The following is a 20,096-nucleotide window of genomic DNA, read 5'->3' as shown; positions in this document are numbered from 1 at the left end:
TAAGGAATAAGGAACATGCTACAAACTTTACAATTTCTATGGAATGATATCCAATACATATCAATTCCTATTGTTCTTCTGTTTCTCATTATTTTCATTATCTATTTGATACAGCGAAAAGGAAAAGAGGAATACAAAACGCAACTTGTTGAAATTCCGTCGTTAAACCAAAAAGTCATTATTGCCCAATCAAAATTCTTTCAGAAACAAACGAATAAACAAGATTCAATTTTTAAAAAACATTTTTATATCGGTAAAACGCTTAATATTGAAGGCGAAATGCTGACAATCAGTAGAGTAAACAAGATTGCTCTGTTGCAAGAAAACAAGATAGTGTATAAATACATTGTCTACTTTAAAAAATATGAGAATATTGAGTGTCAAAATACAATTCACATTCAACGTCATCCAATCATTAGTAAAGTTGTTATTGACAATCAAACAATTCAACTAATGAAGCATGATCAGAGCATTGAAAATATTACTTTGTGTAATATTGAATATAATCATACTTATAACAGCATTTGCTTAATACAAAAAACAATCAATCAAGAATCAGATCGCTATAATTTAACTAAAGAGTGTTTTGATCATTTAGCTGATTATCAATATATTGAAGCAATGTTAGATAAGTATGCCAAACGGAATGAATCTGTTGATTTAGAACCAAAGAAAAAAGGGTGGGCAGATTTAGATGACAATGGCGGTCTTTATTTTATGAGGAATTGGCCAGCCTGGATAAGGTGGTTAAGTGTTTTACCTGGTTTTATAATTGGCTGTGTAATCGGTTTTTTGAGCGTTTCAATATTCTTTTATATCTTTGCTAACCTAACACATACGCAAAGTAACCCAATAACAATATCTTTAAAAGCCATTTTAGGCTTAATGTTATCCTGTGGATTAGCTGTTTCAGTAGCGTCTTGTGTCGCTCCTGGTTATCGTTATTTAACCAGTATCCTATTCTCTTATTTGATAATGATATTACTGCTAATCTCAATCTATATACTTATTAATTTATTTGAAGCGGAATATGATATAGGTTTGATAATAGTTGGGGTTATATCGGCGATATTTGCTCTACTAATAGTAATAAATAATTACAAAAAATATAACAATAAAATATCACGATGACTGAATTTGATTAAACAATCTAGCGATCATTTTAAATGGTTTATAGGTTGTACTTATCACTTGCAAGTATAGCTATCACTCAGAAAGTGATAGCTAAAAATAAATGATATCATTAAAGTTGTTTACGTTGACTGGACGGTGGAATGGATAATGCTTCACGATATTTGGCAACAGTTCGGCGTGCAATAATAATACCCTGCTCTTGAAGAATCGAGACCAGTTTACTATCGCTCAATGGTTTTTTACTATCTTCTGCCGAAATGTATTTTTTTATTAACGCCCGAATTGCCGTTGATGATGCTTCCCCACCTGATTGGGTATTAACATGGCTGGAAAAAAAGAATTTAAGTTCAAATATTCCGCTTGGACATTGCAAATATTTTTGTGTAGTAACACGGGAAATTGTCGATTCATGCATATCAATAGCCAACGCCACATCCGATAAAATCATCGGTTTCATATATTCCTGTCCATATTCAAAAAAAGCTTGTTGATGCTCAACAATAAATTGGCTGACTTTTAATAAAGTTTCATTACGATTTTCAATACTTTTTATAAACCAATTAGCATCTTGCAAATGTGACCGTATATATTGACTATCACTTTCACTGCTTACTTTTTCCATTGCGGCATATTGCTGGTTTATGCGTAAAGACGGTACGGTTTCGTTGTTTAAATCAACAACCCATTTACCTTCACTTTTTTTCACTATCACATCCGGTATAACATAATCTGGCGGCGTCGTGTTGACCGAATCACCGGGGTAAGGGTGTAAGTGTTGAATAAAATTCACCGCTTCTTTTAATTGCTCATCACTGGCATTTAACACCTTTTTAAGGGTTCGATAATCCCGTGTAGCCAACAAGTCCAAATAGTTATCAATGATTTGTTTTACTAATGGTGGGGTCGCTAAATGCTGAATTTGAATGGCTAAGCATTCTTGTAAAGTTCTGGCGCCAACGCCAATAGGATCGAAATTCCAAATCCGCTTTAGTACAGCCTCAACCTCATCAAGTTCAATCTCGTCGTTGCCTTGCTCTTCTAAAATTTCTTCAGCGGAAACCGTTAAATATCCTCGGTCATCAATCGCTTCAATAATCGAGGTTGCAATAGCTCTATCTGTGTCACTAAATGGGGTTAAATCAAGTTGCCAATTCAAATAGTCATGTAATGTTTCGTGAGTTTCACCTTGGTATATCGGTAATTCATCGCTACGATAATCAGAGTTAGTGCCGGAGGGCGTTCCGGCAGTATAAATATCCTCGTAGGAAGCATCAAGCGGAATATCTTCCGGGATTTGTTCACTATCTAAAGCTTCTCTGGTATCGATATTTTCATTTAACTCTGCTGACTCTACGTTAATTTCATCATATTGATCATCAACTTCAAGTAATGGATTATTTTCAAGTGCAGTTTGAATCTCTTGCCTTAATTCTAAAGTTGACAACTGTAACATCCGAATTGCTAATTGCAACTGTGGGGTCATCGATAATTGTTGAGAGACTTTCAGTTGTAAACCAGTTTTCATCATAATCTAAATTCATGCCCTAAGTATACGCGTTTGACATACTCGTTACTTAAAATACTATCTGGCGTACCTTCAGCAATCAAATGTCCTTTATTGACAATATAAGCTCGTTCACAAACATCAAGTGTTTCACGTACGTTATGATCAGTAATTAACACTCCTAAGCCGCGATCACGCAAATGCTTAATAATATTTTTAATATCGATAACTGAAATCGGATCAACGCCGGCAAAAGGCTCGTCAAGCAAGATAAATTTTGGGTTAGCTGCTAACGCTCGAGCAATTTCAACCCGGCGACGTTCACCACCGGATAAGGATTGTCCGATACTGTCTCGAATGTGGGTGATATGAAACTCTTCAAGTAACTCTTCTGCCCGATCGATTTTTTCATTTTTATCGATATCATTGCGGGTTTCCAAAATGGCCATGATATTGTCTATAACTGAGAGTTTTCTAAATATGGAGGCTTCTTGAGGCAAGTAGCCAATTCCTTTTTTAGCTCGTTCATGCAAAGGTAAAATACTAATATCATGGTCATCAAGATAAATTTTACCTGCATTTAACGTCACAATCCCCACTACCATGTAAAAAGTGGTGGTTTTACCGGCACCATTTGGCCCTAATAAGCCAACAATTTCACCTGAATTAACTGTCAGACTCACATCTTCGACAACACGTCGTTTTTTATAAACTTTTGCTAGATTAACTGCTCTTAATATTGACATATTATTTATTCATCCCTTTTACTTGGCTTGGGATTATAGTAGTTTTTACTCTATTATTTTTACCGGGCTCAGCTACTATCACTTGTTTGTTAACATCATAGGAAATAATAGAACTTTTTATGTGATTGTCTTGCTGAATAATTTCGGCATCACCTTGTAAAACAACACTATTTTCTTTTACATTATAGATAATTTGATTAGAATGCCCGGTAACAATTCGGTTATTTTTCGGTAATATTTGTTTAAAGTTAACCGGATTACCGTAACCGGTAATTTTTTGTTTTGAGGTATCTTGCATATCAGTAATGGTGACTCTGTCGGCATTTATGGTTAAACCGTCTTGAACAATGCGAACATTACCACTAAATGTCAGAATATTTTTTTCAATATCAATTTGCTGATTATCAGCATCAATCGTTATAGGTTTGTTGGCAACAAATACTTTTTGATCATCTTTATTAACAGACGTTTGATTTTCGGATTCAACAGCCATAGATCCAAAAGAAACAAATAAAATTAAAAATAGTGAAGAAATAATCTGTTTTTGCGATCTCATGTTTTATTCGGCCTCAGTATGGTAATAGGTTTTGACATTCTCAAGTATTTTAGCTGTTTTTGCCTGCAAATCACCAGCCAACCCTAGCCCGGTTGAATAATATCCAACCCCTTTGATCGTTATTGGGTCTTTTGAGGTGACAAGTTGAGTTGTTAAATCAATAACAGCATTATCAGTTAGTACTTTCTGTAATTGTGCATCAGGTGTTAAGTTAGTTAATTGAACATCACTATACAGATAGATTTTTTTATCATTAGTTAATGCTGCTCTTTGAGCAGTAATATGCCATGTAGCAGAATTTTCTTGATCATAAAGCGTAACATTGGGCAAATCAAATTCTGTCACTTCAGATGAGTCAAAGTGTTTAACCTTACCCGATTCTATTTTATAGACAATTTCACCCTCTAAATTGTAAACATTGGTTACCATGTTATCACTCTGATAAATTGGCGTGTCAGATAAATTTGCAGTAGATTGCAAAACTTTAGTTTCATCACCTTTCTGGTAATTATAATAAACTCCGATAACCACAATCAGAAGCAATAAACAGATTATATTTTTTTTATTCATGGCATAAGTTAATCACACAAAGAAGATAAATCAGTTTTCGAAACATCTACAATTGGCTTATTTTACTTTATTTTTCACTAAATTAATATCGGACATTAAAAGAAGTTAAATCATTGAGTGATATTAATTCATCTATATTTATATTCCCTATCCGTGCAGAACGTGGTCCGCCACAGTTAAGCCATTGTATTAACTTTGCTATCTGGGTGGTATCCCCTTGCGCAATAATTTCGACATCACCATTATCTAGATTTTTAACATAACCAACTAAACCAAGTTTTTTGGCTTGTTGATAGGTACAGAATCGAAATCCGACGCCTTGAACTCTACCGCTTACTTGTAATTTAATTTGTTTTATCATGATATCGCCACTGCATCTACGTTTAATAAAAAGTTAACCACTGTTAGGTAGATTGTAAAACTAAAATCAATTTCAATCTAATAAAATAGTGCTAGTGTTTGAAGGTGAGATTATTGAAAAGTTAGTTTCGCTAAATGGATAAAAAAGATCCTAGTTTATTGCATAATGGTTCATGCAAACAGACTAGGATCTTACGATTATTTAATTAAAATTACTAAATAAAAATTTATTAAAATTAATTAGTTGGATTAGATAAATAAACGATATTACCTTTTATTTCACCTTTATTTGTATACTTTTTCACGTTAGCTGTAACAGTCTCTGTATCAACTTTACCTGGCTCTCGGTTAAAAAAACTGCCACCAGATACCCTTAAATGTTTATCAGATTTTAACAAGCCATCATTAATAATATCATCAGCATCGATATCGATTGCATGACCGGTTTGAATTAAACCATCATTTTGGATGATACCACCTGAAAAATCAGCTTGCCAACCTGCCGTAATTATACCTCGCTTCGCATTTTTGAAATTTTCCGACTTAACAGTTATTAAATAGTCAGAATTAAGTTTACCAATATTTACTGCCTTTGTTTCGTCAATTAGTAGCTCATTTTTAGCATTAGCTGAGCCATAATTCATGAATTTATTACCTGAAAGTTTGATATCATAACCTTCTAGATTACCAAACCAGTTATTAATAAAGTAATCGCTCTTCACTATAATTCTATCAGAACCAGCCATTTTACCGTCATTACTTGCTCTATCAGTTTCAATATCAATCACTTTACTCTCCATAACACCATCAACTATCTTTTCTCGACCTCTGTTATAGAATTCTTTGCGAGCTTTGATTTTAATCAAATTAGGCGCCTCCATTACTCCAAAATTATCGACAAGATCTGCATCAATGTTAATTGTATTATCGCTTTCAATCTTCGAACCATATCCATTTTCAAAGTTGATGCCTTTTAGATTGAATGAGCCATTAGTGGAGACCAGAGACTTCCAATTTACAACCTGCTTAGTGTTAATTGTCAGATCATTTTTAACATTTATTGCTCCTTCATTATGCAAACTTTCTCCGGTGAAAGTGGCATATTTATCTATTACCATTCTCCCAGCTGCACCATTGTTAACATCAAATGCTTCAGATTCAAAATAGCCTTTAGATTTAATCAAACCGTAATTAATAAAGCTGATCCCTTTGATTATTTCACCTGTTAAGGAGTTATGTTTACCAACATTTTTTACCTGAGAAACATCAATGTTAATAAGATCACCCAGCACATTACCGTCTATTTCATTATTAAAAATATGACCTTCCAGATTCAATTTACCTTCGGTATATATCATTGCAATATTTGTCAGTTTTTCAAACTTCATATTTATACTGTCTGTTGCTTTGATGTTTCTATAATTTTCAATTGAATCAGCTAAAATGTCTAAATCCTTAGCAAATATTTGCCCATTTTCCCAACGATTGACAAATTTTTCTGAAGTGATTGACATCTTATTGCCACTTGTTAGCCCGCTAAGGTTTAACACATTCGTAATATTGATGTTTAAATTATTTTTCGCTATAACCTGACCTTGGTTATTAAACTCGTGGCCTTCTAAGTCAACATTCTCTCCTTCTATAATACCATGAGAGATAACAGCTAAATAATCAGAAAGAATATTTACTTTATCGGTTGCTTTAACTTTAAAATAGTTTTTAAATTCATTGGTCTTAATATCGATATCTTTTGCAAGTATATTACCGTTTTCCCAACGATTGATTAAACGATTTGCAACTATAGATACCTTATTGCCGGCAAATAATTCTCTATAATTTTCTGCATCATCGAACTTGATAGTTAATTGGTTTTTAGCATTAACACTGCCTTCATTTCGGAAAGTTACACCTTGTAAAAGAATATTTTCACTTTCGACTAAAGCAGGTTCGAAACTATTAAAAAACTCTTTGGCTAAGATAGAGACTTGTTTGCCGGCAATCATTTTACCTTGGTTTGATAATGTATCAACATCAAACTTAATCTCATTATCAGCATACATTTCACCGGTATTTCTTGAAGTTACTGTTTTAACTTGAATATTTTTGGCTTTAGTTGTGCCACCTTCACCGTTAGTAAAATTGTAACCTTGTGATGAAACTGTTTGCCCCGCTTCGATTAAACCATCGTTACCAGTCCATTCACCTGAGTTAAAATTAATATTCTCTCTTGTTTTAATAATTCCACTCTTATTATTTTTAATCTCATTTTTACTAGCAAAAGAAGCGCTGCCTTTTCGGCTACTGATATAATTTTGGTTTTCAACACCACTACTTACACTTTTTATAACTATATCGCCAGCTGCGTCAATTGAGCCTTGATTAAGTATTTGTCCTTCTGCAGAAATATTGACTTCACCAGCATTAGTCCAAATTTTTCCATTATTACGCACACCAACACCAAGCTCAGTACCTACCATTTTGATTTTATTGGCATACATTCCACCTAGCGCTGAGACATCAACGCCGAATTCTGGCTTACCGGAAACCGAATCAGCACCTTGTTTTTCGATTTTGCTTAAATCAGCACTGACTTTATTTTTACCAGTGACAACATTTAACTGATTATCAGTCCATAACTCAGCATTAATCGATACACTACGAGAGATAAGATCGGTATAATCTTGCCCAGATGCTCGGTAACCTTTACCATTGATTTCAATTTTACCACCTTGAACATCATAACCTTTCAGACTACCATTTTCGATTATTGGTTTACCAGTAGTTAACGTAGCACGGTCAGCGTTGATGAAACCACAACCATTACAGGTGATACCTGCTGTATTTGCGATAACAACTTGTGCTTTTTGACCGGCAACTTCAACATAACCTTGTAATTGAGACGGATTTTTAGAGTTAACTTCATTAAGAATAATTTTTGCACTATTGGTTAATGATTGGTTACCATTTATTGCTCCGCCTAATTGAGTATTTGAACCATTACGAGAGTTATTAAGGATTACCCCTTCTTTTGAAACATCAAATTGGTTAAATTTGTTATGCGATACACCACCACTAGTTGGTGAGGCAATATCAATTTGTGTAGCGCCATTACCTAATTGATGAACGTTTGGACGTTGATTTTGGCTTGCATTTTTATCCACCACAATATTTGACGCATAGCTTGTTCCGGCTACACTCACCAGACCTAAAGCAACATACGATAAGAATACTAATGGCTTTAATGCACTTGTTTTACTCTTACCAGCTAAGTCATTTTGTGAACTGATTGATTTTGTTTTTTTAGCACTTCCCGAAACCGCTTGGTGTGATTTGACAATTTCAGACACAACCACAAACAAGCCACGAGCTTGATTAAAAACAATTCGATATAAATTTTTATTCATAGTATTTTCACCTTTCATCTATTTTATATTGCTCAAATTATGAATTAAAAGAGCAATTTGTTTTAGTAAAACCATTTCCAAACACAAATGACTTAACTGAGTAACTAAAATCAGTTACATCATTTATTTAACGCAATAAAAAACACTATAACTAATTGATATAACAACTAATTATCGTATAAGTACAATTAATCAAATGAATTTTATTCTATTAACTGCCAACTCAATAACTGAATAAGTATCAATGCATTATTGTTGCCATTTAATCCAAATTTATTAGTGAAGTTAACAACGTTAACTATGAAGTAAATTAGAGCATAATTAATTGTTAACTATTCTCTTTAATTCGCTGCTTAAAAAAGGTATTAAAGCCCTACGGACTTATCATTAAAAACTGATTTGTTACTAATTTATGATGTTATAAATTGATATAAAACATATTCACTTTTTAATACTGTTTTACCAAAATCAAACTACTTGTATTTATTCTTATATTTTTAACCATACTGCACTAATAAATCATCAAACCTTTTACATCAATTTGATAGCCATTCTCATATAATAATCTTTATATGAATAACGGGTCAAAAGGTTTTATGTAAAGTTTCTTTTGCATGTTTTGCATGCTAATATCCATTGATTAAAAATAACAATCTTTGTCAAAGAAAATGATAACTCATTATTTTCTATAGTGTTATTTTTAAGTTTAATTATTTCCTTTTAAAAACACTTACTAACTAATTAATAAGTCCAATTCAAGTAAAACCCTAAAGTTAAATGGTTGGTTTTGAATTTATTCGGTTTGTAAAGTGGTACACCAACAAACAGATCATAATAGATATCAAACTGTCGTCCTCTTACACCAACCACTGAGCCAACCAATCGTTTTCCGACCAAATCTTCAGAATTCGCTCCGGACACTTGGCCAGCGTCGAGTCCAAAATAGAGTTGCTGATTGGTAGGCATTTGCCAGTCTAACTCATTACGGATATATATCCCATTATCCGCTGTTAACATACGCTCGCCGTCAAACCCACGAACAGTCCAACGACTACCAATTGAAAAACGGTCTGGCGGTGTGAGTTTATTGCGCCTAGTCATTTGCCCACGAGTTTCAAAAATATAAGCAAAATTTTGATTGCCTAAGCTAAAGGGCTTATATAAAGACAAATCGAATTTAAAAATATCGGTCAAAGCACTGGCAATACCCACTTCTTCTTCATGCGCTTTTTGCGCACCAAACCAGCGCACCCCTTTTTGGTACCAAAGCCCCAAATCCAATGTCATATTATCGATATAATGACGATGTTGTAGCCCGATTTTCCAATTGGTTGTTTTTCGGCGTTGAATCTCTAGCTCCAAATCTTCCATATAGTTATGTGACTCTCGTAAATTGATGCCATAACTTAATGTTGTTTTTTGGGTTGAGTTACGATGAATGATCCGGCTAATTTGGAAGTTATAGTTTTTACTTCTTCCTTTATATTGATAATCGACAATCCCGGGGATATTTTGATGATAGGTGTTGCCATATATAGTGGCATCAAACATCCAATAACCATATGGAACAGAATAAGAAAATAGATAATCACGTGTTCCATATTTGTGTTTATTTTCCAGATCATGATCACCAGACACATAAAAAGTGTCACTGAGTCCTAACGGATTATCCAGATAAAGAGTTAAACCACCCAAATAACGCCCGGTATCTTTAGTGCCGGAGTTATCTAAAGAAACACCTAATCGCCAATACTTATCTTGGGTACGTTTAATAACAATGTCGGTTTGCCCCTGCTCTTTACTAGGGATTAATTCAATATTGGCAATCGATGTAGGGACTCGTTGTAAATTTTCTAATCCTTGCTCTAATGCACGCAAATTGAGCAAATCCCCGGTTTTTAAAGGAATACTAGTATATAAGCTTGAATGGCTATCACTATCTGAAGTGTAGCTAATATTGCCAACCGTACCTTTTAAGATTAATAGAGTGAATGTACCACTGGTGATATCTTGTTGAGGGGCCACCACGCGAGTTGTTATATAACCATAACTTATAAGCTGATTTTGCAGTTCAGTCATCAATAAATTAAGACCATTGCTACCTAAACAACGTCCTTCGGCTTGCTGAGCTAAACGATTAAGAGGAATATAAAAAGGTAAGGCATCACGTTCTAATAACTTAACATGATCAATACGAAAACACACCTTTTCTTCTGGAAAGTCAATGCTTTGAACTTTCTTCATGGGAGATTGTAAATTGATATCCGGTGTTTTGGTGGATAAAGCTTCCTCCGTTGCTTTTTGCCTCTCTTGTTGGTAAATGAGTTGTTGATCGCTGACTTTTTGGTTTTGTGCCGTTGGTTGAGATACAGCTACCGCATTAAATGACACAAAAAAACCTGCTAAAATAAGTGATAACTTCCTGATATCTACCATTTTATTTACCATTATTAATATATTGTACTTTTGAGCGTGCCTATGTTAATTCGATTAAATCATTTAGTCTATAAAAAAAAAGTAAAGAATCGAAATCCTCATTAATAGTACGAAAAAGTATAACGTTAATATATGTATTAATAAAAATATGTTATATCGATAAGTTAGATGCTTATATTTATGATTTTATTTGTTATTTACATTAACTAATCCACAAACCATTCATTTTTTTGCTGTGAGATAATTTTAATTGTTTGTAATATTGCCGATAAATGTTCATGTTGGGCTTGTGCTGCAAGCTCCGGATCATGATTTTTTAACGCAACTAAAATTTTCTCATGCTGTTTAACCAGATCTTCCGGCTGGGAAATATCACCTAAAGTTAAAAATCTTGCTCTATCCATCATCGCTTTGATATTTTCAACCGTTTCCCATGCCATTTGGCAATCAATAACATTCATTAAAATTTGATGAAATTCATCATCTTTTTCCAAGAAAAAACGAATATCCTTACGTGCATTCGCCTCTTTTTGCTCATCAAGATTTTTCTGTAACAAAGCGATATCTAAATCGCTAATTTCCTGTGCCACTCGTTTAATAATGGCACATTCCACCGCTTCACGAATAAATTGCCCGTCAACCACTTTTTTAATCGATATCTTTGTTACATACGTGCCTCTTTGAGGCAAGATCTGCACTAAACCCGCTTCAGCCAATTTTATAAAAGCTTCACGAACTGGCTGCCGTGAAACATTAAATTGTCCCGAAATCTCTTTTTCTGATAATAAAACGCCGGGTAATACCTGACAAGTGATAATAGCTCTTCTTAACGTGCGATAAATTTGTTGATTAACAGGTTCAGAAATATTTAAGTCAATAGATTTAAACATATACCATTCTTATATAAGCGATTAGATAACCGAGAATAGTAGGGGATTTTTAAATATAAGAAAAGTTTTTTTAAACAATAGCGTTAAATATTGGAAGATAAATCATGATCCATTTACATCGAAATAAAAAGTGTAATGTCTTGCGAGCATTACACTGTCATTATTTGAAATGAAATTAGGCGCTAGGAGAAATTTTGTGCCAATTTTTCAACCGTTTGTTTAGCGCCAATATTACGTAAAGAAATGTAAGCGTCTGTCACTTGATCAATGAATTTTGAGTTATTAGTGAAATCCTCACCAAACACATGAGTTAATGAAAACAGTGCCTTAACCCGTTCTTGATTATCAGCGCTATTGGCAACTAATGCTTTTATTTTATCAACTGAAGGGTCACATACTTCAATTAAATGACCTGCATCGTCTATGCCACTGACGTAACGCATCCAAGCTGCCACACCCAAAGCTAAGCAATCAAAAGCGGTATTATGCGCCAGATGATAGCGGATCGAATCAAGCATACGTTGAGGTAACTTCAATGTACCATCCATTGCAATTTGCCAAGTACGATGTTTCAATCCGGTATTGCGATAACGGTCAAGCAAGGAATCAGCATATGCCTGTAAATCGACACCTTGAACTTTTAATGTCGGTGCTTGCTCTTGCAACATAAGATGACGAGCAGCTTTGACATAATTTGCATCTTGCATACATTCATCAATATGCCGATATCCACCCAAATAGCCAAGGTAAGCCAAAAAGGAGTGGCTACCATTTAACATACGTAGTTTCATCTCTTCATAAGGTAAAACGTCATTGACCAGCTCAGCCCCTGCTTTTTGCCATTGAGGACGACCGGCGACAAAATTATCTTCAATAACCCATTGTTTAAATGGTTCGCCCGCAATACCGGCAGGATCGTCAATGCCGCCAAGTTGCTGTTGGATTTTTTCCATAGTTTGATTGGTCGCAGCCGGCACAATGCGATCAACCATAGTGGATGGGAAACTGGCATTTTCTTCAATCCATTGTGCCAATTTTGCATCACGCATTTTGGCTAATGCTAACACCACATTTCGTGTGACATGCCCGTTTTCAGGCATATTGTCACAAGACATGACCGTAAAAGCAGGCAAGCCTTTTTCTTGACGTAAACGTAGCGCCTCGACAATCACGCCCGGCACGGTTTTCGGTTTGGTAGGATTGGCTATGTCATATTTGATAAGTTCGTTATGCGTATCGATTGATGCAGTAGTCGGTAAGTAACAATAGCCTTTCTCAGTAACGGTTATGGAGACAATGGCGATCTCTGGGCGCGTCATCACCTCTAAAACTTTACTGATACCGTCGACATCGGCATGTAGCGCTTGTTTAACCACGCCAACCACCCGTGTTGACCAATCATCATAGGACATCTCGCACACGCTAAATAGATAATCTTGCTGTTTTAGATCTTCAATCTGCTTTTCACCACCAATCAGATTGACTTCACAATACCCCCAGTCACTACCCTGCTCGCTTGCAAGGATATCAGCGTAAACAGCTTGATGAGCCCGATGAAAAGCGCCAAAGCCGAGATGAACAATTTTTGTTTTCAGCTTGTTTCTGTCATAGTTAGGTACCACAACTTGTTGTGGCAGTTGTGATAATGTTTGATTTGATAATCTCATTGTTCTTTTCCACCAAAATTGACTTTATTACGCTGCATCATTTAAGTCAGCTAGATTACGATCTTTTACTTCCGGCATACAGATAGCCGAGATAAGACCAATACACGAGTAAACAATAATCATGACAACAATTGGCCACCAGTCTTGAACTATATTGCAAAAAATACCGGCTAAAATTGGACCAAATCCCACCGCAATAAGGCCACCGGCTTCTTTGGAAATCGCCATTTGCGTAAATCGATTTCTAGCGCCAAAAATTTCAGCCATGGTAATGTTTTCTAAAGCAAATAACCCTAATACTGCAATATTATGAATAAGAATCAAACATAGCGTAATTGTATTAACTGAATTATCTTTATCAACAATTATCGATAACATCGGATAAGCAAGCAATATCGCTGACAGCGTCATAATAATATAGGGAATACGGCGACCAATTTTATCGGATAACCAACCTAATAAAGGAATGGTAAAAAAGCCAACAATCGAGCTTATCATCAACGCATCTGTTGGGATGCTTTTATTAAATAATAGTGCTTGCACTAAATAACCGGCTAAAAAAGTTTGAATCAATCCGGAATTGCCGGCTTGACCAAAACGCAGTCCGGTGGCCAACCAGAACGATTTGCTTTTAAACATTTCAAGCAAAGAAATAGGTTTAACTGGTTGTTTATCGACTTGTTGATGGCTCTGTTTATCATTTACTTCATCAAATACCGGGCTTTCTTTTAAATTCAAGCGTAACCAAATGGCAAAAATCATCACCACAACACTGGCAATAAACGGCACTCGCCAGCCCCAAGCCACTAACTGATCTTTGTCTAATAAAAAGAACATCAACGCCCATATTGCGGTTGCACTTAATGTACCGCAGTTAGTTCCCATTGCCACCAATGAAGAGACGATTCCTCTTTTCCCCTTTGGTGCATATTCAGCTAACATGGTGCCGGCGCCGGAAATTTCAGCCCCAGCCCCTAAGCCCTGAACAATACGTAAAATAACCAGCATCAACGGGGCAAAAATTCCGACTTGCGCATAGGTTGGTAAAACCCCAATTAACGTTGTGCATACGCCCATCATGGTAATAGTAATAAACAGAACTTTTTTTCGACCAATGGCATCCCCCATTCGACCAAACACAAAAGCCCCAATAATTCTAGCCACATAACCAGCACCATAAGTGCCCATTGCCAAAATCAACGCCATGATTGCTGAATGTTCAGGGAAGAATATTTCATGAAAAACCAGTGCTGCCCCTAAAGAGTACAACTGAAAGTCCATAAACTCTAATGCCGTACCAAGCCAACCAGAAACCGCTGCTTTAACCAGATCCGAAGTGTTTCTTTCACTTTTATTATTTCCTATATTACTCATATTCTACTCACTTATAATTTATCTATATAACAAAGTCACGCTTTAGACTTTGTTTAAAATCACTCAAAAGGTTAATAACACCTTGCAACACGATTTTTGATCTTTCTCGAAAGTCTCTATAGCTTCTGCCACGTTGGTATAATCAAATTGATGCGTGATTAATTTTTGCGGATCGATCAATTTCTTCTTCAACCAATCAATCACAATCGGGAATTTATTGGCATTTAAGCGAGAAGAAAAAACAGATAGCTCTTTACTGGTGATCCCTTGTTGAGTGATTTGGCAAGGATCACTTGAAAAGCCCATAATTAAAATTCTTGCAGCAGGCGAAGCAATGGTGATAGCTTCTTGTAAAATTGATGGATGACAAGCGGCATCAATAATCAGTGTTGGTTTGATATTGCATTTATCGAGTTCATCTTTTAATGCTAAATTGCTGTTATTGATTATGCGATCAGCGCCAGATAATTGCGCCATGTTTAAACGCTCATCGATGCGATCAACAACAATCACTTGTTTAACCTTGTATACGCCTTTAAGTGCTTGCAATGAAGTTAACCCCATTGGACCTGCACCATAAATTAATGCCACATCGTGTTCGGTGGGATGCAACTGTCCGGTTGCATTAGCCGCAATAGTAAACGGTTCAATCATGACCGCAAATTCATCACTTATTTCATCAGGAATTGTGTAGGCGTTAGCACTAGGTACCGTTGCATACTGACTAAATCCTCCGTCACGATGAACACCCAGTACTGTTAAGCTTGTGCAAACATTAGGACGACCGACCGAGCACGGATAACAATGTCCACAACTGATAACCGGATCGACCGAAACTCGCTCACCAATTCGGCTACTATCTACATCTTCACCGACCGCATCGATCACACCAAAAAATTCATGCCCAATCACTCTTGGATATTTAGCAAAAGGGTTATGACCACGATAGATATGGCTATCAGAACCGCATATCCCGGCTAATTTGATTTTTACTCTCACCTCACCTTTCGCCGGTTTTGGCAGCTCTCGCTCTTCAATCACCAACTCGTTAGGTTGTTTAATCACTACGCTTTTCATATTTGCTCCTGTTAAATTACCAATTCCATAAAGTGCCGTCTTCTAAACGAGCAATCGGTAAATAAGCGGGGTTATACGGATATTTAGCAGCAAGTTTTTCATCGAAATCGATACCCAATCCCGGTTTGTCACTTGGATGCATATAACCGTCGTTAAACGTCCAATTTGGCGAGAACACCTCGAGCATCTGCTCGGAATATCCCATAAATTCTTGTACGCCAAAGTTCGGTACCCACATATCAAAATGTAGCGCCGCAGCATGACAAATAGGCGATAAATCTGACGGTCCATGTGAGCCAGTTCTGACTTGATAAAGTGCAGCAAAATCAGCAATGCGTCGCATATGGGTGATACCGCCGGCATGAGTTATGGTGGTTCGGATATAGTCAATCAATTGCTCTTCAATCAACTGTTTGCAGTCCCAAATACTGTTGAATACTTCACCCACTGCAATTGGCGTGACAGTATGTTGACGAATCAAGCGAAAACATTCTTGATTTTCTGCCGGTGTGGGATCTTCCATCCAAAATAGTCGGTAATCTTCAACACTTTTACCGAAACGAGCGGCTTCAATCGGCGTTAAGCGGTGGTGCATGTCATGTAATAAATGCTCGTTAAAGCCAAATTTATTGCGAACGGCTTCAAACAATTTAGGGGTAAAATCAAGATATTTATCGGTTGCCCAGAACTGCTCTTCCGGATAATTGCCACGTGTTGCCGGTTCATAGGCCAAATTTTTACCTTTACTTTGACCATATGTTGTTTTCATACCCGGTATACCGCACTGCACCCGAATAGCTTTAAAGCCCATTTCTTTGTGTTTGGCATAATCGTCGAGCGCTTCATCAATACTGGCGCCAGTTGTGTGGCAATAAACCATAACGCCCGTGCGTGAAGCACCGCCCAATAATTGATAGAGTGGCATATTGGCAAGTTTGCCCTTAATATCCCACAGCGCCATATCAATGGCAGATATTGCCGACATCGTAACCGGTCCACGGCGCCAGTAAGCCCCTTTATAAAAGTACTGAAAAATATCCTCAATTTGCTGCGGGTCACGCCCTATGAGTTGCGGACATAGGTGGTCTTTAAGATAAGATGCAACCGATAGCTCACGCCCGTTAAGCGTAGCATCACCAACACCATACACACCTTCATCGGTGGTGATTTTTAGGGTGACAAAGTTCCTTCCCGGACTACATACAAAAACTTCTGCTTTAACTATTTTCATTTCAAACCTCTTTTTTTTGGATTTCTGTGCGATAAAAATAAACACATAAATACTACCATACAAGTAGAGTTGTATGTTTTTGTGAGAGGCATCACAAAAAACAAGTAAATCTTGTCAAGAAGTTTCAGAAAATATATATGTTTAAGTAAAAAAATAGAGGAATATGTCAATAATGGATCTTTTTAATAAAAAATTTCATCCACAAGCTAATTAAATTAGTCGTTATTTTTGGGTCTTCTGCAAGGAGCATACTCGAATAGCGCTATGTTTAAGCGAGATATATCGCAATAAATAGATTGCCGCTAAAGCAAGCTTGATTGTTTTGATTGCGTAAAACACTTTTCAAACAACAAGCGAAGCTTGTCAAGAAGTTTCAGAAAATATAGACGTTTAAGTAAAAAACAGAGGAATGTGCTGATAATAGATCTTTCTAATAAAAAATTTCATCAATAAGTTAATTAAATTGTTCGATAGTTTAGGTTTCCAGTAAATAGCGTATCGGTATAGCGCGTACGCTTAAGCAAGATATGTCGCAATTAATAGGTTGGGCGCTAGAGCAAGCTTGATTGTTTTGATTGCGTAAAACACTTTTCAAACAAAAAGCAAATCTTGTCAAGAAGTTTCAGAAAATATAGACGTTTAAGTAAAAAACAGAGGAATGCGCTGATAATGGATCTTTTTAATGAAAAAATTCATCAATAAGTTAATTAAATTGTTCGATAGTTTAGGTTTTCAGTAAATAGCGTATCGGTATAGCGATACGCTAAAGCAAGTTTAATAAGTTAATGGTTAAAACTTTCTTGCACTATTTAACAGCTCGCCAAACATTTTCATATTCGTGACCGGTCAGATCTTCAACCACTTTTCGGGTTTCTTCAGTCACTTCCTGCTTTGCACCACCGTTTTTTAGTCTGTCGATCTCATGCACTAATATGGTATGAGTCTGTTTATTGAGTCTGAAGGTAAGGGCAAAGATTAGGGCGATCAATAATAATCCGCCTGTTCCACCTAAAAACAGTAAACCAATGGTGGTGATGGCTTGATCACTTTGTACAGCACTACCTTGAACAAATCCGCCATGCTGTAAAATCAGCCCGACAATAAAGGTTGCAATCGCCACGGTGGTTTTTCGACCGAATGTCATCACAGCGGCATATAATCCTTCCCGTCGTTGTCGGGTTAATATTTCATCGACATCCGGAATAAATGGAAATACGTTCCAAGGGGTAAACTCAAGAACGGCTCGGCCTGCTTGATAACAAACCGCAAACACATAAAGCAGTAATATTTTTGAGTCCGGGTTAAAGATATAAACCCCATAAAAACCGATGAGACAAATAATCATTGTCGAGTAAGAGAATGTATATAATTTACCCGGCCCATATTTTACCATGGCAAAACCGGCAATTAAGGTAATGGGTAAGCCGATAATACTGAGCGAAAGTAGACTGGCGGCTAAAGATGAAGGGACAGCTAAACAATATACGCAAAAAAATACGAAGACGGTATTAAACACATCTTTTGCGGTAAATGAACAAAGATAAATCGCTAAATGACGACGAAATGCTTTGATATTTAACGTTGAAAAGTATTGGGAAAATAGTTTTTTTAACAAATCCAATCTTTCTGCCCAGCTTTTTTTGACAGGCGCTTTATTCAATTGTGCTAACATTTCGGCGGTTGGCTCTCTTTCCCATGTCACTTTATATGAGATAAAGACGCATACGGCAAAAATAACCGCAAATAATAATCCATTGATAAAATAGGCATAGGCATTATTTTCACCCAAATAGTGAATCAATACCCCCGGAACAAATGTAGCTAAAAACGTACCGCAGGCAGATAAAAACATTCTACCGGTAGATAATTTTGTTCGGTCATTATAATCTTTGGTCATCTCTGAAGGGAGTGTTTCCCACGGGATAAGTACAATTGCTGCTACAATTTCAAACACGAGATAGGCAGTAAGATAAAACCAAAAGTTCATGCCCACTATCCAAAGTAATGCATAAAGTAACATCAATGGCGAGCCAATTAATAAGAAAAACCGCCGACGTCCAAACTTTTGCCCCAATTTATATTGATAAAAGTGATCGGTAAAACTCCCCATAAATAAGCTAATTATTGCATCAACAATCCTTGCTATTGCCACAATCGATGCCGCTTGAAGTGGCGTTAATCCAACGAAGGTTGTGTAGAAAAACAGTAGCCATGCACCAATAATGGTAAATGCGCCCCCGCCCATGATATCTGTAAGACCATAACCAATTGCTATAGGAAGCGTTACTTTCCTATTTTTAATCATTTTAGTGTCCATTGTTAATTCCTTCCGTTTATCAAAAACATTGTGACTATTTATCTCTTCTCATCGCTTTGCTTGCTCTAGCCACTCAAAATGTAAAACCAGCTTGAGTATTTCCAGGCAATCGGTCAGGGTAAGCAATGCGGTAATCGCAAGCCAATTGACCAACAAAGTTATCTAAAAAAGTTATCTAAAATTGAGTGAGAATATTGAACAGCACCACCAACACTTAAACGTTCTAACACTGTTCGCATGCGAACATATGGCATCGATAGTTTAGGAACAGTAAGTAGGGTGAAATGCGTTTGCGCAGTTGTTTGAGTATCAATAAAGCTCCGCTGTGAACGGTTGAGTCTGTTCGATCTGGCTATTTTGATTTTTTGAAAATCAACCATGGGGGTTGTGTAACAATTAACGCTCCGATCAAAACCGCAATCTAACAGAAGTAAAGGTCGGTGGAACGGCAGACATGGCTTTTGATCTACTTGATTGTTTAATCGAAAAGTTTGATGAATAAAAGCCATAACCTACTCCTTTAATACCTTCACCATTTTCTTTAACTCAATATGAAATGAATAAACCGCCTCTATTTTTCAATCTGCGCTTTGGTTGATTCGTCAGAAAGATGAGTTGATTGTCAAATAATCCTGATTAATCAATTTAATATTTAGACAGCAGTTATTTGGGGATAAACGCAGGTAACTTAGCGATGCCAGAGTAGTCAAATCTTTCAGATGCGCTATTAGCGTAGATCCGTTTCATTTCAAACCGTTCGTGTCAATTTCAGCAATGACAAAATAACTACCTAGACACTACCATACAAGTAGAGTTGTATATTTTTGTGA

General features: G+C 36.2%; 15 protein-coding genes. 1 reads left to right on the top strand and 14 read right to left on the bottom strand.

All coding sequences use genetic code 11. From position 1 onward, the window contains the following. The first annotated feature begins 15 nt into the window (after positions 1-15). Complete coding sequence (locus tag J3U42_RS01140) at positions 16-1,131, top strand: hypothetical protein (protein ID WP_267335073.1); 1,116 nt, start codon at positions 16-18, stop codon at positions 1,129-1,131. A 112-nt stretch (positions 1,132-1,243) separates the two neighbouring features. On the opposite strand, the gene J3U42_RS01135 is transcribed toward J3U42_RS01140, so the two are convergent. The 14 genes from J3U42_RS01135 to J3U42_RS01070 all read right to left on the bottom strand — a co-directional run bounded on the left by J3U42_RS01135 (position 1,244) and on the right by J3U42_RS01070 (position 19,775). After that, a complete protein-coding gene (locus tag J3U42_RS01135) occupies positions 1,244-2,659 on the bottom strand; it encodes an RNA polymerase factor sigma-54 (RefSeq protein WP_416379795.1) in 1,416 nt (471 codons plus the stop codon). Beyond that, positions 2,659-3,384, bottom strand: coding sequence for an LPS export ABC transporter ATP-binding protein (gene lptB, locus J3U42_RS01130; RefSeq protein ID WP_220217959.1), 726 nt, complete (start codon positions 3,382-3,384; stop codon positions 2,659-2,661). The genes J3U42_RS01135 and lptB overlap by 1 nt, the downstream gene beginning before the upstream one ends. 1 nt (position 3,385) lies before the next feature. Next, positions 3,386-3,940, bottom strand: a complete 555-nt coding sequence (gene lptA, locus J3U42_RS01125; protein ID WP_267329965.1) for a lipopolysaccharide transport periplasmic protein LptA — start codon at positions 3,938-3,940, stop codon at positions 3,386-3,388. 3 nt (positions 3,941-3,943) lie between these two features. Continuing rightward, positions 3,944-4,510, bottom strand: coding sequence for an LPS export ABC transporter periplasmic protein LptC (gene lptC / locus J3U42_RS01120; protein ID WP_267335071.1), 567 nt, complete (start codon positions 4,508-4,510; stop codon positions 3,944-3,946). 82 nt (positions 4,511-4,592) lie between these two features. Continuing rightward, entirely contained in the window at positions 4,593-4,871 is a 279-nt protein-coding gene (gene yccX / locus J3U42_RS01115) for an acylphosphatase (RefSeq protein ID WP_220217962.1), read from the bottom strand. A 235-nt stretch (positions 4,872-5,106) separates the two neighbouring features. Then, a complete protein-coding gene (locus tag J3U42_RS01110; RefSeq protein ID WP_267335069.1) occupies positions 5,107-8,274 on the bottom strand; it encodes a filamentous hemagglutinin N-terminal domain-containing protein in 3,168 nt (1,055 codons plus the stop codon). A gap of 741 nt (positions 8,275-9,015) precedes the next feature. Next, entirely contained in the window at positions 9,016-10,710 is a 1,695-nt protein-coding gene (locus J3U42_RS01105; protein WP_267335067.1) for a ShlB/FhaC/HecB family hemolysin secretion/activation protein, read from the bottom strand. A gap of 206 nt (positions 10,711-10,916) precedes the next feature. Beyond that, a complete protein-coding gene (locus J3U42_RS01100; RefSeq protein WP_267329962.1) occupies positions 10,917-11,600 on the bottom strand; it encodes a GntR family transcriptional regulator in 684 nt (227 codons plus the stop codon). A gap of 182 nt (positions 11,601-11,782) precedes the next feature. Next, positions 11,783-13,267 carry a mannitol dehydrogenase family protein gene (locus J3U42_RS01095; RefSeq protein WP_267335065.1) on the bottom strand — a complete coding sequence of 495 codons (1,485 nt, stop codon included), beginning with the start codon at positions 13,265-13,267 and terminating at the stop codon, positions 11,783-11,785. A gap of 27 nt (positions 13,268-13,294) precedes the next feature. Next, a complete protein-coding gene (locus J3U42_RS01090) occupies positions 13,295-14,641 on the bottom strand; it encodes an MFS transporter (protein ID WP_220217967.1) in 1,347 nt (448 codons plus the stop codon). Positions 14,642-14,704: 63 nt separating this feature from the next. Next, on the bottom strand, positions 14,705-15,718 hold the full coding sequence (locus J3U42_RS01085) for a Zn-dependent oxidoreductase (protein WP_267335063.1): 1,014 nt from the start codon (positions 15,716-15,718) through the stop codon (positions 14,705-14,707). A gap of 16 nt (positions 15,719-15,734) precedes the next feature. Continuing rightward, positions 15,735-16,949: a D-mannonate dehydratase ManD gene (manD, locus tag J3U42_RS01080; protein ID WP_220217969.1), complete on the bottom strand. Its 1,215-nt coding sequence runs from the start codon at positions 16,947-16,949 to the stop codon at positions 15,735-15,737. 805 nt (positions 16,950-17,754) lie between these two features. Beyond that, positions 17,755-19,266: an MFS transporter gene (locus J3U42_RS01075; RefSeq protein ID WP_220217970.1), complete on the bottom strand. Its 1,512-nt coding sequence runs from the start codon at positions 19,264-19,266 to the stop codon at positions 17,755-17,757. 158 nt (positions 19,267-19,424) lie between these two features. Further along, positions 19,425-19,775, bottom strand: a complete 351-nt coding sequence (locus tag J3U42_RS01070) for a hypothetical protein (RefSeq protein ID WP_267335061.1) — start codon at positions 19,773-19,775, stop codon at positions 19,425-19,427. Positions 19,776-20,096: the final 321 nt, after the last annotated feature.

It is taken from the genome of Gilliamella sp. B2923 (assembly GCF_026536565.1).
In the GTDB taxonomy this organism is placed as follows: Bacteria; Pseudomonadota; Gammaproteobacteria; order Enterobacterales; family Orbaceae; genus Gilliamella.
Note: the sequence above shows the minus strand (reverse complement) of the source record. Positions and strands in the feature narration are given on the sequence as shown.

What these genes read in the sequence shown, in the direction of transcription:
- lptA (WP_267329965.1), bottom strand. Translation starts at nt 3,940, where the DNA reads ATGAGATCGCAAAAACAGATTATTTCTTCACTATTTTTAATTTTATTT.
- J3U42_RS01100 (WP_267329962.1), bottom strand. Translation starts at nt 11,600, where the DNA reads ATGTTTAAATCTATTGACTTAAATATTTCTGAACCTGTTAATCAACAA.
- manD (WP_220217969.1), bottom strand. Translation starts at nt 16,949, where the DNA reads ATGAAAATAGTTAAAGCAGAAGTTTTTGTATGTAGTCCGGGAAGGAAC.
- J3U42_RS01090 (WP_220217967.1), bottom strand. Translation starts at nt 14,641, where the DNA reads ATGAGTAATATAGGAAATAATAAAAGTGAAAGAAACACTTCGGATCTG.
- J3U42_RS01070 (WP_267335061.1), bottom strand. Translation starts at nt 19,775, where the DNA reads ATGGCTTTTATTCATCAAACTTTTCGATTAAACAATCAAGTAGATCAA.
- J3U42_RS01095 (WP_267335065.1), bottom strand. Translation starts at nt 13,267, where the DNA reads ATGAGATTATCAAATCAAACATTATCACAACTGCCACAACAAGTTGTG.
- J3U42_RS01105 (WP_267335067.1), bottom strand. Translation starts at nt 10,710, where the DNA reads ATGGTAGATATCAGGAAGTTATCACTTATTTTAGCAGGTTTTTTTGTG.
- J3U42_RS01075 (WP_220217970.1), bottom strand. Translation starts at nt 19,266, where the DNA reads ATGGACACTAAAATGATTAAAAATAGGAAAGTAACGCTTCCTATAGCA.
- J3U42_RS01140 (WP_267335073.1), top strand. Translation starts at nt 16, where the DNA reads ATGCTACAAACTTTACAATTTCTATGGAATGATATCCAATACATATCA.
- lptC (WP_267335071.1), bottom strand. Translation starts at nt 4,510, where the DNA reads ATGAATAAAAAAAATATAATCTGTTTATTGCTTCTGATTGTGGTTATC.
- J3U42_RS01085 (WP_267335063.1), bottom strand. Translation starts at nt 15,718, where the DNA reads ATGAAAAGCGTAGTGATTAAACAACCTAACGAGTTGGTGATTGAAGAG.
- yccX (WP_220217962.1), bottom strand. Translation starts at nt 4,871, where the DNA reads ATGATAAAACAAATTAAATTACAAGTAAGCGGTAGAGTTCAAGGCGTC.
- lptB (WP_220217959.1), bottom strand. Translation starts at nt 3,384, where the DNA reads ATGTCAATATTAAGAGCAGTTAATCTAGCAAAAGTTTATAAAAAACGA.
- J3U42_RS01135 (WP_416379795.1), bottom strand. Translation starts at nt 2,659, where the DNA reads ATGAAAACTGGTTTACAACTGAAAGTCTCTCAACAATTATCGATGACC.
- J3U42_RS01110 (WP_267335069.1), bottom strand. Translation starts at nt 8,274, where the DNA reads ATGAATAAAAATTTATATCGAATTGTTTTTAATCAAGCTCGTGGCTTG.